We start from the raw sequence: 14,734 nt of genomic DNA, 5'->3' as shown, positions 1-14,734 counted from the left end.
AAAAAAAGCAGTACTATCCGTACTGCTTTTTTACTTTCTGATCCGAAGAACTTATTATTTCTGAATAATTACCCTATGTGGTGTAGGCCCTTCAATACCATTGGCATCCCAGGCATTTTTAACCAGCTCCTGTACACCAAAGTATACATCCCAGTAATCAGGTTGTGTAGTAAAGGGGCGAACAGCCAGGGTTACCATACCATCGGCTACTTTCAGTACACTTACTTCGGGTGTAGGCGCATTTAAAACTTTGGGGTGTTGTTTCATGGCTTCAATGGCTACCTGCCTGGCTTTTTCAATTTCCATATTGGGGGCAATGGCCATGGTAAGATCAACCCGCAGGCTGCCATGGGTAGTGTAGTTTACAATAGTACCGGTTGACAAAGGTCCATTCGGTAATATCACCGTTTTATTATCGGCCGTTAAAACCGTGGTATTAAAAATACCCTGCTGGGTAACTACTCCTATTTGTCCCTGTGCTTCAATCATATCGCCCACTTTAAAGGGCTTGAAGATCAGCATCATTACCCCTCCAGCAAAATTGCCCAGGGAACCATTTAAGGCTGCTCCTATAGCTAAACCTGCACCCGCTAATAAAGCCGCAAAAGCGGTGATTTTTACGCCGATCATTTCAAACACAGAAAGCAGGAGCATGATATTCAAAGCAATGCTCACCAGCGAAGCCAGGAAACTGCGTAGGGAAGGATCATAATTCTTTTTAATGAACATCTTGTTCAAAAGCTGCGTCAGCTTTTTAATGGCCCAGGAGCCTATCAGGTAAACTAATATAGCACCCACTACCTTAGGCGCATATTGTATGGCCATTTCCTTTACCTGTGTAGCAAAGTAGGATGCCTGGTTAGTTACCGTATCAATCTGCAGAAAGAACATAAGACTTGTTTTTGGTGGTATTAAAAGTAAAACAAGGTTTTATGTGGTGTGTAGCTATTCGCCGGATGAGGAATATTTGGACGTTAAGGGGGTAATTTGGTCGGTAAAGCAGGCTGTATTAACCTGGTTAATCGTTGAAAGAAAGGCCAGAGACAGAGAATCGTTTATCGCCAAAGGCGATGGAATAATATTACGAAGCTTTAAGCTTTTAATACCAGAGATAGCCGGAATTAACAGGTACTTTATCTTACCTATCTAATCTTTCCATTTAATTAGCTTTACTTACTAACAACCCCTTTATAACAGATTTACTAATCACTATTCTCTCCTTAACTTCACTTTTACTATTGGACATACAGACCATTGCTTGCACAATCAGAGAATCGTCATTGATTGACTCTAAGAACATTTCTTTTATGAATATTTTTTCCTTTACTTCATTGGTTACACTTTCCAAGTATTGGTCTGCTAAAACACCGTGATCAACATGAAGTTTCCAATGTTCGATAAACTCTACGGATTTATTATTAACATTTAAACTAACACTGTCTTTTTTAGAAAGCAATCTTCTTATACCTAATGTTTTTATTTCCCCACTCAAAGTATCATTATTAGATGCTTTGAAGTCTATTCTGATTTCTTTGCCAATAAATGAAGCATTTAATGCCTTTATAGATATATAATTAATATCCCAAGTACCTTGAGAATACGCACTAATACTATATATTAAAAATACTATGCTAAAAACAGTTTTTTTTATATCAAGGTTTATTATATAAATTAATTTTCTCATTTAGTTTTTTTTCTTATTTTTTTTATGCATCTCTTCATAAACTTTTTGTTCTTGTTCATGTATATTATCATGAGGGTCTATTCCTTTATTCGGCTTACCTTCTCTTTTATCTTTTAAGTCTTTAATAAACTCTTTATCCGTATCGTGGTTCGCTTCATGTTGGAATGTATTAGCCATCTCCTGACTTAGTGTGATATCCCATCCGTAAACGGCTCCATTTCCCCCAGACTCTTCTATATTACCTTTGAATATAGTTATTGTAGCTTCCTTATATACCCCTTCTTCGCCTTGGACATATGCAGGTTTGCCGTCAAAATCACCTTTGTTACTATCCCATTTTAACGCCTTACCTTTCTCGTCATGAGCTTGATGTAGACCAAGTAAACCATCTCCCAATTGTCCAGGTTTATCATGAACTTCAGTTTCTATTTTAACATGAATCTTAGTACTATTCTTACCTGCCTTCATAATTTGTGTAATAGCAGTTTTACTACCAGATGTGTTTACACTGTTTACTAATTCCTTCAAATCTGCCGAGGCATTTTTTCCTAAAATAATTTGACCTGATTTATTTTGAGATACACTTACTCTATTTCCTTTACTATCTACAAAATAGCGTCCATCTACTTCCTTGTATCTTATAGGATTATTCGCAGCAAAGTGATAGGCAGAAAACGAAACGTACTTTTCAGCAAGAATATCAACAGTGTGCCACCTACTAATTTGATTGTCGTACATACGATTTCCAAAATCCGTCCAGTCTAAGCCGTTTCCATCGCTGAACTCCTTTGATTGCAATTCCTTACCATTGAACTTGTATTTATTCTCCGCATTGCCGGTTAGAGCCTTGCTACTAATTCCTTGTTGCACTAACCCAAACGGATAATAATGTGTTTCCTCCAAGATTGGACCTCTTGTATGCGTCACCTGCAGGTTGTCAAAGAACACATCGATATTCGTAGCCTCATTGCTCGTATAAATATACAAATATCCGTTCTTCGGTATTGTTAAACCCGTTTTAGTGTGGATGGTGGTGGTACCGCTCGCTCCTACCTGCTCCGAACCGCTGGCCGCACTTACTATCTTAAACTGCTCATCAAACACTATCCAGTTTAAATAAGCCTTGGGGTCGGTGCCATTTGCTGGCTGACCACTTAAAAAACTGGTCAGGCCGCTGTTTAGGCCACTGCTGCTATTAGCCAGTTGGGTACTCGTGGCCTTGCCGCCACTTACTCCCGCCAGTCCTGTCGTTAACGCATTAAACAGGTCCGTCAGTACATTAGGAGTACTGTTGGTCGCTGCCGAGGCGCTGTTCCAGCCACTGGCGGCTCTTATATTGTAACTGTCACCAGCCATTACCTTCAGCAGAATACTCGGGCCTATCTTCTGGATGCCTGCCGTGTTTTTTACCTGGGCTACCTTGGTATTGGTACTATACAGGGGGTCTGAGAACCATCCCGGTTTATTGTATTGGCTACTGGTCAGGTTGTTATAGTATTTCTCTTCCTCTGTGATCGTCGCCGGTTCTAAAGTAGCTGCTATATAAGTGTAGGTTTTCAGTTCATCCGTCAGTACCATTCTTACATTACCCAAGTGATCCTTCAGCATATAGTCATACTGGAACGTGTTGTCCGTTTCCCTTATCCGGATCCTTCCTTCCTCCATACCAATGAACTGCAACTTGTCCGGCTGGTTCTTGGCACTTAAGGAAGCATGGCTATAGGCTTTGCTTTCGTATACTGTGCCACCGATATAGGTCGTCGTCGTAGTGATATTGGTTGTAAAGCCGTCTATAGTTGCACCTGCCTCTGTTGTGGTTTTTTGTAGTTTGTTGCCCGCTGCATCATAAGTATAGGTGATCGTACCCTTACCCGTTACCGTGATCGTTTGGGGCAGGTTTAAGTGGTTGTAAACGATGCTGCTGATGGCTTTGTTATTGTCCGTGGTCAGGTTGCCGTTCAGGTCATAACTGTAGTCATCGCCCGTGCCATTACTGCCATCTTTGAAGTCGCCCAGCTTGTTGTCCGTGGTAACACCATCTATTACTTTTAAGAGTTTGTTAGTATTAGCGGAGTAGGTATAGGCGAGGTCGTCTATCTGTTCACTGCCGCCAATCTTCAGACCCCATTGCTGCATTCTTTTGATATTGCCGTTGTAATCATAGGCATCGTTTACGTTAGCCTGGCTGCCATCGCCCATCTTTATATTGTAGTTCACCAGGGTATTGTCCCAGGTAGAACCGCCGGGGTTTTGCTGTTTGAAGTCTCCTTTCAGTAAACGGTTCGCTGCATCATAGTCAAAGTCATACATCCTTCTTATCCCATCACCCATGCTTTTCCAGGTCATGCCGGTAATATTACCATTGAACTGGCTCCTGGCATAGTTCTCCCCGGCTTCGTTGCCCTGTTTGTCATAACCCAGTTCAAAACCAAAACGCCTCTCTGTTGTGGGTATGGCTTTCAGGTAATCACGGTTCACACCCAGTAACCAGCCACGGATATTGTAGTCATAGGCCAAAGTCTCTAAACCGTCACCGCCATCGTAGTCCGGAGACAGGATCTTAGTCTTTAATTTTCCTAGAGCATCATATTCCAGCTTGGCGATCGTTTTGTAAGCGCTCATCGCATTACTGTTCACCAGGGTGTTTTGTAATTTCTTGTCCGTTGCTACTAATCTGCCCAGGTCATCGTAGCTCATTTTGGTAACCGATACCGTTGTTTGTGCCGGGCTGTTCGCCTTTTCCTGTTTATGGATCGTGAGCAGGGGAAGGCCTGCCCAGCTGTACTGGGTGGTGATCACATCTATGCCACCTGTGATATTCTGGGTCTGTGTCTGAATCACTCTTCCTTTATCATCATAGAGCATCACCGTGCCCAGGTATTGGCTCGCGGTACCCAGTACCTTGGTCCGGCTCCAGGTAACCATGCCCTTGGTCGCATTACTTTGCTGGGGTGTTTGGGTATAAGGATAACTGCTACTGGCAGCCAGTAAGTGGCTGTTCCAGGTAGTGAGGAAGGTGGAGGATAGTCCTGATGGAATACCGGTGTAAGTATCATAACCCGTTTCGCTCAGTAGTTCATAACCACTAGTGGTAGCAGGGTAAGTGCCGGGGGTAGCTGCGGCTGCGGCAGTTATATGGCTGGTGAAGGCGGTGCTGCTGTTTAATATGCCCGTTTCTATCGGACGGTTCAGCGCGTCGTATTTGGTGACCAGCCATCTTACCGTTCCCGTGCGCATATTGGCATCCTGGGTCATGATCAGCCGGTCTCTTTGATCATACACCATATACACTTCACCGGCGCCGGGTACCTTCTTCATGATCAGCCTGCTGCGGTGGTCGTATTCATATCGGAAGGCCTGTTCATCCAGTAAGGTGGTCGTCAGTGCCCAGCTTGCGTCACTGAGCATTTTTACACCCTCCGGTTGGATAACCGCTCTTAACCGGTTCAGGTCATCATAGATATAGTAGGTGCTTAGCCAACCATCGTGGTTTTTACCGGTTGTTCCATCGTCCTTGAGCGCTGTAAGTTGTACCTTCTTTAAAATAACCAGCCCGCTTTTGTCCTTAAATTCAATCACCTGTTTACCGTGTTCGTCCTCGGTAGCGGTTTTGTATAGTTCCCCGGCTGGGTAGGTTGTGATGGTGGCATAAGTGCCAAAACTGCCTGTGCTACCATCGGTTACCGTCCAGATCCTTACCCCGTCTGTAGCCGTATTGATCCAGTAGTTGGTTTTTACCGATTTTTTTGTCGTGCTCTCCGAGCCTACCCAGCTTACACCAGGGACATAGCCTTCCAAGGGCCTGTTTAAGGGTGAAGCTTCGAAGTTGGTTTTACTGTAAGCCCAGTTTTTACCACTGCTTACTTCTCCAGGCTGGCCTCCCAGATAGGCTGTATAAAAGTTTTGCTGTTGCTGAAAAGGATTTAGTTTAAATAAGCCACTACTAATATCGAGGTTACCGCCCGCGCTGTTAGCTGGTGAAGGTAAATACTTGTTCACCTCGCGGCCAAACTCATCGTATACCGTCATGTCGATCATATCCACAGGGCTGCCGCCGGTAATCAAAGACCCTTGTTTTACTACAGTCTGGATAGGTCTGCCCAAGCCATCCAGGTATTGCGTGGTCATCTTAGCCGCAGTAACAGGGGTAGCTGTCGTCAGGTCCGCCGCATTCGTCGTAGGTTTTACCGCGTCCCAGGTACGGACATAGTTGATCGGGGCTGTATTACTATAATTAGCCGGTAAAGAACGGGGCGATTGACCTATTAAGGTTTGCTGACAAAAAACTAGCACCAAACATAGAAATAATAATTGTACGCCAATTTTGAAACGCATAAGCAACGGTTGCATTTTTAAAAATTAAATTTGTCTTTTGTCTAAATAATTCAGACGTTATTTTGTATAACCAATTTTATAAACTAAAAAGACATTCAGGATTATTTATCCTCACAGGTCCCCATAAGATTTGCATAATTCTGACCATTCGCCAACAAATCATTTTGAGCCTGCAAATCTGCATCAGCCTGGCTAATAGTAGACATGTATTTATTTGCAGGAACGATATACCATACCCTTGTACCTTCATAACCCGAACCACAATTATTTTTAGTAAATCGTTGAGATTTTTCAGCACTCAAATAGTAGCCTCCGGAAGACGCCGGGCCACAATCAGTAGCCTGCCCCCAATAATTATAGCAAACCTTTCTGATAATATGCCCTTCGTCATCTCTTACAATGCTAAGTCTTTTAAAGGAGTCATAATCATAATAAGTTGTCCGACCTCTTAAATCTGTGCTACTTGTAATCCCAACCAAAGGCTCGTATTTATAATAAACGATATCAGCATTAGCTGGTAGTGCAGATAACAACGGTGTCAAAAACACTTTTACATCAGGATTGTTCGCCTCCCGGAAAACATCCAAATTTGTTTGGCCCAATATGGTGACTATACTTTCATAACTCATATTTTTTATTTCAGCCACTGGATAACTGCCATTATAACTCCATATATATGAAACTAAAAGGCCCTTTTCATTTATACCAGACAAAAGATTACCTGATTTATCATATTTGTTATACCATATTCGTGTATCCATACCAGATGTGATATTATTAAAAACAGAAACCTGCTCTGGTAAGTACAGGTTCGATGGAAACCCTGCATATGTTGTCCGCACTTTTTCTGTGGTTAATTCATTAATATTTCTATATTGCTCAATAACCGGATCTACCATATTTTTATTAACCATGTTAGCATAAATACCATTAGGATCCAGACTGGCACTTATCATATCAGCAGGGTAACGAATAAAGTTTTTTATCGTTTTCCCATTAGAGCTTCTTCTTTCTGTTTCTGTTTGAAGAAAGTTTGTTAAATTATTATATTTATATTTCACTGTTTCACTTAAAGAGTCAACTCCTGCATAGTTTACAACTCTGACGCTGTCTAACAATGTTAAAAAATGGTTGATCATATAACGATTTACATCATAAATAGCCCAATAGGGTTGATCGAAGAGTGTTAGAGGATGCTGTTGTCTGGCAACATAAAATGTATCAACTGAAAAGGTTCTGCTATCAACACTGTAGTAATTAAACTTTTTTTGTATATACTTTTTTACCCCGTTCTCTATTTTGAAAACGCCCGTATAAGAGTTTTTTCCATTGAGATAATCAGTATTACTACTGGGCACTCCTGGTATTAAAATAGGAGTATGCCACCACTCAAAAAACAAAGGAAAGTCATTGCCATTATTAAGTGCAATGGCTGGTTGTTTTAATTGTACAATGAACTTATGTTCTGTACCGCCCAAAGTTCCTGCGCTATCAAAAAGCTCTGTTACATCTGAATATACTACTCCTCTGAACTCACTTTGATATAAGTCAAACAAGCTACTACTTAATAATTTAGGAGTAACGTATCTACCACCCGAAATATCAGCCCTGAATATATCTACATAGTATGTTTGGGGGTTCATCATTAAAATATCACTACTAGACAGGAGGGGATTCTCAAGCCGTTGATACCTATATCTCTTCGTGCCGACTTTCTTACCAACCTCACTAAAGTTTTCTACTGATGCTATCCTTACTCCCGCAGTCTGTCGGTCTTTTCCTTCTAAGGGACCTAAAGAAACGCCTTTTAAGTCAATAGTAAATGAAACGCCCGTTGTGTTTGACTTAACTTTTATTATATACTCTTCACTGGGGTAAATACGAGGTGAAATGTCTTCATAATAAAGAGGTAGTTGATAAATCTTATCGTTGTTGACTTCTATAAAATTATAATTAATTATTTTCTCATTCGTTGAAAGTCTAATCAAATCAATATACACACCTTCGTCATCTTTGCCTCCAGGTAAAGTGTTAGGATCATGGAATCTACATAATATTGAAATGTCTAGTGCGCTTAAACCTCTTAAAGTGTCAGAAATCCATATATCATTACGAAAAGTATTGTTAACTGTATACTTTCTTTCCATTTGTATAGTATCCTGCTGGTATTGTTTAACAATATTTGATTCGTAATTCAATACAGTAAAGCCCCCGGTAGGATAGGAAATTTTTTTCAAAACTCCTTTTTTGGAAAATGCAAAATCCGACCGTCTATCTCCTCCATAACGTCTGGAACCACCATACCAATCATCTAGGTAGGTATCATTAGGAAAAAACATTCTGTTTTGTTTTCCATTGAAGTATCCAAATAAATCCTGAGAAAAACTTAATCGTGGTGGCAAATCATTTATTGTTTCATATTCAAAAAGTGTTGGCTCTACAATCCCTGCGGTGTCAATTTGTTTAACTCCGGTAAGAAATAACCTTTTATTTAAATATGAATATTGAGTTTGAATATTTGTTGTCGAATTATATTGGGTAGGAGACCCTAATGCTGGATTATTGCTTACAGAATAGATATGCTCAAGCGCATACTTTTTTATTTCTACATTGTTTTTATTAAAAACTTTTACGGTGTCTAGCTTCTTTCCACCAGGTAAGTCTTCCCTTGCTGAGTAACTAAATTGAATTGTACCCGTTTTAAATTCAATTGTGGATAGCACAGGTTCTTCTATAGCATTTAAATAATAATTAATAATATGTTGATTAAATGTTGGCGCTGATGGTGAAGTGCTGTATATTCTCCCAATTGGAATAGTATAATCATCATCTAATATTTGATATGAAAATACATCTCGATTTGAGTAGTAAAAGGGAAAAAAAGAGTGTGATACGCCTGAATAATACTGTATATCATTACCATTTACATAATTAAACTTTATAGTATCATTTACATTTGTAATTATTCTACTGAGAAACCAGCCTGTTAACGCTTTATTATACGGTCCGTTTTTATCTTCATCTTGTTCCCATCCATTGGACCAACTTTTTGCTTGGTTATCGCCGAATAAATATTCATTGCCTTTTGTATCTATGATGGTAAAACTTGAAAAATTTGTTCCAACAATAATCTTGTTTCCAGAAAGTTTAAGCTCCTTAACCTGTCCGTTCTCGTAAATAAAACTGCCGCTTATACCGCCTGCGTTATAAGTAAAAATATCAGGTTGAGCATCAGCAGGAGCAGCAGTATTTCTTAAAAAACTCCAAAAAGATGCACTTAGCCAATTATGTGTAGTTGCTCTAATCTGTGTATAAAAGTTATCTGCCAGTCCCCTTATTGTTCTTGAGACAGCGCCTCCACTACTGATTGACCAATCCACACCTATTGCACTTGCCACGTCATCTACCTTCACTCCATTTGTTACATAATTCAAGCTGATGTTATGAGAAAAAGAACCAACACCAATTGTATATAGTGGGTAACTGTATTGAGCCGAGCCTGTAAAAAGGCCCACAGGAATATCCCCATATTTACTTATTGAGTTTACATCCGGAGACTTGGGTAATATTTGGGTAAAACTATGAGGCAGCGTTTGTGCTATAGAAACCATGCCGGTAATTAGTGTAATTCCTAATAAAGAAAACTTAAAAAGCTGTTTTTTCATTCTAAATAACAATTATGTTTCTATTAAATAAGTATATATGTTATGCGCGTTTACAATATTTTCTTTGGTTATAATCCATACCCCACCCTGAACAATATGGGTTGTGTCCTGGGTACCTGCTGGTAACTCAGAAAATCCCATAATAATTTCACGGAGGTCTTTTTGAATATTTTTGATTTAAGGTTGATTTGTTTGCTTAGGCCGATCAGGCCGCTCTGTTGCCAGGCGCTGAGGTCTTTTAGTGCGGCGATATTGTTGAACTCATTGCGGTAGTTCTGTTCATAACCACCCGTTAACCAAAAGCCACCCTTGATCTTCCAATCCACAAAACTTCTCAGGCCAATACCCTGGTGGGTGATTCTGATGTTTTGGATGTTCTGGCCCCAGCCTATCTTATAACTGGCTCCTATACCAATCACACTCTTGTCATTGATCTTGTAACCGGCTGATAAGCCGATATCGCTTGTTGTTGGGAAATAACCATTGCTTCGCTGGCTCTGGAAGTCCGTATTGTACTCTATCCTGTCCTTAAAGGTTTTTGTTTTTTGACTGTTGGGTTTAAAGCCTTCCGGCATGTCAATGTCCGAGCCACCGGTATTGCCCACCTGGTTGCCGATACGGTTTCTCAGGCTGTTTATCTGCGACTGGGCATCCTGCATATTACTGCGGAACTGGTCCATCGCTCCGGGAGCCGATAGTTGTTGTTGTAATAAGTTGTTTACCTGGGCTCTTGTCTGCAGTCCGGCCAGGGAGGCATTGAGTGCAGCAGGGTCGGTGGGGTTATTGCCCGGTAGCCTGAACAGGGACGCCAGTTGGCTGTTCTTCTGCATAAAGTCTTTGAACAGTTTGGTCTGGCTTAATAGTTCGATAGCTTTTCTTTCTATCTTTTTGTGATCCTTCAGTATCTCTTTATACTCGTTTACCTGGGCCTGGTAATAGTATACCTGTTTATTCAGTTGTTTGAGTTCTTTCAGTAACCCTAAGTTCTGTAACTGGTTGCCAAGGGTCTGTTTTTTTTCCTTTAAAAATTTCTTGACCAGTTCGGCTTTATTGAATTGTTGCTGCAGGCCCTGCACTTTATCCAAAGCACCGGTCAGTTGTCCTGCATTGTCCTTTAGTTTGAGGAGTTCAGGATTGTCCTGTAAAAATTTTAAGCTGCTGGTCAGTGTATCTAAAGAAGGGATATAGGTATTGCCTTTTTTTGTTAGTTTCTGAATACCCTGTTCCAGTTTTTTGTACTGGGCCTGGTTTTGTTCTAAAAACTGTTTGGCTTTCAGGCTATCCGTCTTTTGTAGTTTTTTGTAAATACGGTTTTCCTGTTGTTGCAGCTTACGCAATAACTTATCTGTTTTCTTATCCAGGCTAGATTCTAATTTGCCCGCTGTTTTATTGATCGAGGAAAGGTATTTACCAGAAACCAAGGCTGTACTGCTATCCGGGGAGGATACACCCTGCGCATGCAGTTGCATAAAACAACATAGGCATGAACATACATATATAAGCAGGTATTTAATAGTTCGGTTCAAGTGGTGGTTGTGTTAATATTGGTCTATAATACACAGTTCTGGTGGCTTCGCTGTGAAGATAGCAATAGTTCATTAATAAAAATTGTGAAAGAATTGTTACATAAAATATTTTAGTCAATTACGAAGACATTCTTAGCGATAATACTATAACGTTATATAATAAATACTAAAACAGCAGAAATAAATTTGACATTTATCAAATTCAATATCCTGCAATGCTTATGTAATAACCCGGTGTAAGTTGCAACACTACTCCAAATAAAAAATGAGAAAAACAACAGAATCATCTGTTGCTTTTCTCATTGAAAGATTGATATTATTATAACCAGGGATAAAACCGTTATATAAAAACTCTTTACTTTACTCTTATATAAATAGTGAGGCGGGTTTTTATATGCCTTGTTACAAGATACCTGGCACGCAAAGTTTTTTATCCATTTACCCGTTTAATATTTGCTCCCAGGTTCATCAGCCGCTGATCAATATATTGGTACCCACGGTCGATCTGTTCAATGTTCTGTATAATACTCGTACCCTCAGCACTCAACGCAGCAATTAACAAAGCCACACCCGCACGTATATCCGGACTGCTCATAGTAATACCTCTTAGTTTTTGCTGGTTACCCAACCCGATCACTACAGCACGGTGGGGATCGCAGAGAATAACCTGGGCGCCCATATCAATCAGTTTGTCCACAAAGAACAAACGGCTTTCAAACATTTTCTGGTGAATGAGCACACTGCCTTTGGCACCGATAGCCGTTACTAAAACAATACTTAATAAGTCAGGCGTAAAACCCGGCCAGGGATGATCGTACATGGTGAGTACCCCACCATCCAGGTAACGTTGTATGGTATAAGTATCCTGTGCGGGAATATGAATGTCATCACCCACAAAGTTCATTTGTATACCCAGTTGCTGAAATTTTTCCGGAATAATACCCAGGTGTTCAATGCCGGCACCCCTGATAGTAATATCGCTGTGCGTCATAGCAGCCAAGCCAATGAAAGAACCGACTTCAATCATGTCGGGTAACATACTGTGTGTAGTACCGCCTAAATAATTAACCCCTTCAATGGTTAACAGGTTGCTCCCAATGCCACTGATCTTTGCACCCATGCGATTGAGCATTTTACAAAGTTGTTGTATATAGGGTTCGCAAGCTGCATTGTAAATAGTGGTTGTGCCTTTAGCCATAGATGCAGCCATCACTATATTGGCCGTACCGGTAACAGAAGGCTCATCCAGCAACAGGTTGGTGCCTTTCAGTTGCGAAGCATCTAAATGAAAGAAGCCATCCTCTGCATCATAGTTAAAGGTTGTACCCAGTTTTTCAAAACCAATGATATGGGTATCCAAACGGCGGCGACCTATTTTATCACCCCCGGGCTTGGGAATAAAGGCTTTTTTAAAACGGGCCAGCATAGGACCGGCCAGCATAACGGAACCTCTTAAGCGGCCACTCTTTTTCTTGAATGCATCACTGTGCAGGTAGTCTACATTTACATCGTCGGCCTGAAATATACAGGTATCCCGCTGCGGCCTCTCTATTTTTACATTCATTTCACCCAGCAGCTCAATCAGCAGGTTAACATCCAGTATATCGGGTATATTGGTGATGGTTATTTTTTCCGGGCTTAATAATACAGCACTGATGATCTGCAATGCCTCGTTTTTTGCCCCCTGCGGAACAATGGTTCCGGATAATGTTTTGCCACCTTTAACTTCAAATGCGTTCACGGGTTGTATAATTATAAAGTAAAAATTAAAAAATAAAAACGATAGACAGTTATGACCGTTTGCTTATTACCGGCACATTTCGTTTTTATGCAGCCACAAAGCTAAAGAAAGCTGTTTATTAAACATGCAGCCGCAGAAAACCGTATTTGAATTAATTAAGAATTAAAAATTAGTAATTAATAATACACTTTAGTTAAAACAGCTTTGATTGATAAAATGTACTTCCGCGATAAAAAATGGCTGAACTGTCCTAGCAGTCTCCCAGGTCTGCCCAATACTACTGTATGTATTAAGCAGAACGAAACATCATTGCCGAATAAAGAACAGAACGATGCAGTGTGCGACGCAAGGGACGATGCACAGTATTACTGCAGCTGATAACCTGAATAAATAAAAAAACTGACAGGCTTATGCCGGGTAGTAAGGGCTGATCATTATATAAATAATAACACCTGTAATTGCCACATAAAACCAGAGAGGCCAGGTAATGCGTGCCAGCTTGCGGTGCTTTACCCATTCGCCGGTGAGGCCGCGATAGGCGGTATATAAGATAAACGGTAATATTAAACCAGCCAGGGGAATATGGGTAAATAATAAGATGTAATAAATGACCCGGGCTGTAGCTAATTCGGCTGCTTTAGGAAATTCTGTAGGGGATGTTAACAAGTGATGTAATATGTAACTTAATAAAAACAGGATGGATAATACCATGGCAATAAGCATGGAGTTACGGTGCAGGATGTATTTTTTTTGTTTAACGGCTATTAAAGCAAGAATAAGGAATACAGCCACCGCACTGTTGATATACGCATTGATCTTTGCAAAAATATGCGGACTAAAACCGAGGTCAACAGCTAACGATACACGCCCGAGGGCAGTCACCAATAAAAAAACAATAACAGAAAAAGTAAGGATCAGCCAGTTTGCTTTTTTATCATTCTTTCTCCACACGGGTGCTAACATGTTGTTTTGATTTATTTTTTGTAAAGAATATTAAGAATAATCCAACGCCGGCCGCTGCCAGTAAAAATACAATAGCCAGCAGTTGCAGTTTGCCTGCCAGAAAACTTTTTTTAGTGCGGTCTTTTTCCATGGTGAGGAACAAGAGGTCACGGGCCAGTTTTACCTGGTCATTCTCCCGTATGCCACTGTAATAACCACGTACATACCGGTTGCTGTCAATTAACACAAAACGGTCGGAATGAAAGTAGTTGGAGTCAACCATAGCACCGTCTTCCACACCCAGGCGCATATGGTTACGGGCAAGGTCATAAATAACCTGTTTGTCGCCGGTTAATAACCACCATTGCTCAGGGTTGATCTGGAAACGGTCGGCCCATTTTTTTAACTGTGCTACCGAATCCCTTTCCGGATCAATACTGAAAGAAAGGAAGAAAATGCTTTTGTTGGTTTTATCACCCACCCGTTTGGCATTAGTGATAGAAGATTGCAGCTTATGCATATTGGCTGTCATACCCGGGCAAATGGTAGGGCAGTGCGTGAAGAAAAAATCGGCAATGATGATCTTGTTGTGCAGGCTGTCAAGCGTAACCGTATCGCCCAGTTGGTTTACCAGGCTAAAGTTGGGTATTTTATGCCAAACCGTATCGGTGAGCTGCTTGCCATTCACTTCCCTGGTCAATACGGTATCCACCACGTAATGGCCCGGCATGGCCACTGCATCCTCACTGTATTGTTTTACAATTAAATAACAACTCAGCGGTAAGGCTATGGCTAAAATGAGGGCATATAATGCTTTCTTGTTCACGTATAGTTTGCTTCG

8 protein-coding genes are annotated in these 14,734 nt (G+C 40.7%); all 8 read right to left on the bottom strand.

Going from position 1 to position 14,734, the window contains the following annotated elements:
- Positions 1-54: 54 nt before the first annotated feature.
- The 8 genes from ACFS6H_RS04900 to ACFS6H_RS04865 all read right to left on the bottom strand — a co-directional run bounded on the left by ACFS6H_RS04900 (position 55) and on the right by ACFS6H_RS04865 (position 14,719).
- A complete protein-coding gene (locus ACFS6H_RS04900) occupies positions 55-891 on the bottom strand; it encodes a mechanosensitive ion channel family protein (RefSeq protein WP_386095834.1) in 837 nt (278 codons plus the stop codon).
- 268 nt (positions 892-1,159) lie between these two features.
- Positions 1,160-1,684 carry a hypothetical protein gene (locus tag ACFS6H_RS04895; protein ID WP_386095832.1) on the bottom strand — a complete coding sequence of 175 codons (525 nt, stop codon included), beginning with the start codon at positions 1,682-1,684 and terminating at the stop codon, positions 1,160-1,162.
- Positions 1,685-6,019 (bottom strand): DUF6443 domain-containing protein, encoded by a 4,335-nt coding sequence (locus ACFS6H_RS04890; RefSeq protein ID WP_386095830.1) that lies wholly within the window; start codon positions 6,017-6,019, stop codon positions 1,685-1,687.
- Positions 6,020-6,120: 101 nt separating this feature from the next.
- Positions 6,121-9,684: a DUF5977 domain-containing protein gene (locus tag ACFS6H_RS04885; protein WP_386095828.1), complete on the bottom strand. Its 3,564-nt coding sequence runs from the start codon at positions 9,682-9,684 to the stop codon at positions 6,121-6,123.
- Between the two features lie 68 nt (positions 9,685-9,752).
- Positions 9,753-11,153, bottom strand: a complete 1,401-nt coding sequence (locus ACFS6H_RS04880) for a hypothetical protein (RefSeq protein WP_386095826.1) — start codon at positions 11,151-11,153, stop codon at positions 9,753-9,755.
- A gap of 487 nt (positions 11,154-11,640) precedes the next feature.
- Positions 11,641-12,951 (bottom strand): UDP-N-acetylglucosamine 1-carboxyvinyltransferase, encoded by a 1,311-nt coding sequence (murA, locus tag ACFS6H_RS04875; protein ID WP_386095824.1) that lies wholly within the window; start codon positions 12,949-12,951, stop codon positions 11,641-11,643.
- A gap of 408 nt (positions 12,952-13,359) precedes the next feature.
- On the bottom strand, positions 13,360-13,914 hold the full coding sequence (locus ACFS6H_RS04870) for a DUF420 domain-containing protein (protein WP_386095822.1): 555 nt from the start codon (positions 13,912-13,914) through the stop codon (positions 13,360-13,362).
- The gene (locus tag ACFS6H_RS04865) at positions 13,886-14,719 is read right to left on the bottom strand and encodes an SCO family protein (protein WP_386095820.1); all 834 of its coding nucleotides are present in this window, start codon (positions 14,717-14,719) and stop codon (positions 13,886-13,888) included. Before ACFS6H_RS04865 ends, ACFS6H_RS04870 begins: the two co-directional genes overlap by 29 nt.
- Between the last annotated feature and the right edge of the window lie 15 nt (positions 14,720-14,734).

The organism is Terrimonas rubra (assembly GCF_042686025.1).
In the GTDB taxonomy this organism is placed as follows: domain Bacteria; phylum Bacteroidota; class Bacteroidia; order Chitinophagales; family Chitinophagaceae; genus Terrimonas; species Terrimonas rubra.
The sequence above is the reverse complement of the archived record's forward strand: the minus strand, read 5'-3'. Positions and strand labels throughout refer to the sequence as shown.

Bases quoted from the DNA above. Each gene is read 5' to 3' on its own strand.
- ACFS6H_RS04885 (WP_386095828.1), bottom strand. From the start codon at position 9,684: ATGAAAAAACAGCTTTTTAAGTTTTCTTTATTAGGAATTACACTAATT.
- ACFS6H_RS04895 (WP_386095832.1), bottom strand. From the start codon at position 1,684: ATGAGAAAATTAATTTATATAATAAACCTTGATATAAAAAAAACTGTT.
- ACFS6H_RS04870 (WP_386095822.1), bottom strand. From the start codon at position 13,914: ATGTTAGCACCCGTGTGGAGAAAGAATGATAAAAAAGCAAACTGGCTG.
- ACFS6H_RS04900 (WP_386095834.1), bottom strand. From the start codon at position 891: ATGTTCTTTCTGCAGATTGATACGGTAACTAACCAGGCATCCTACTTT.
- ACFS6H_RS04880 (WP_386095826.1), bottom strand. From the start codon at position 11,153: ATGCAACTGCATGCGCAGGGTGTATCCTCCCCGGATAGCAGTACAGCC.
- ACFS6H_RS04890 (WP_386095830.1), bottom strand. From the start codon at position 6,019: ATGCGTTTCAAAATTGGCGTACAATTATTATTTCTATGTTTGGTGCTA.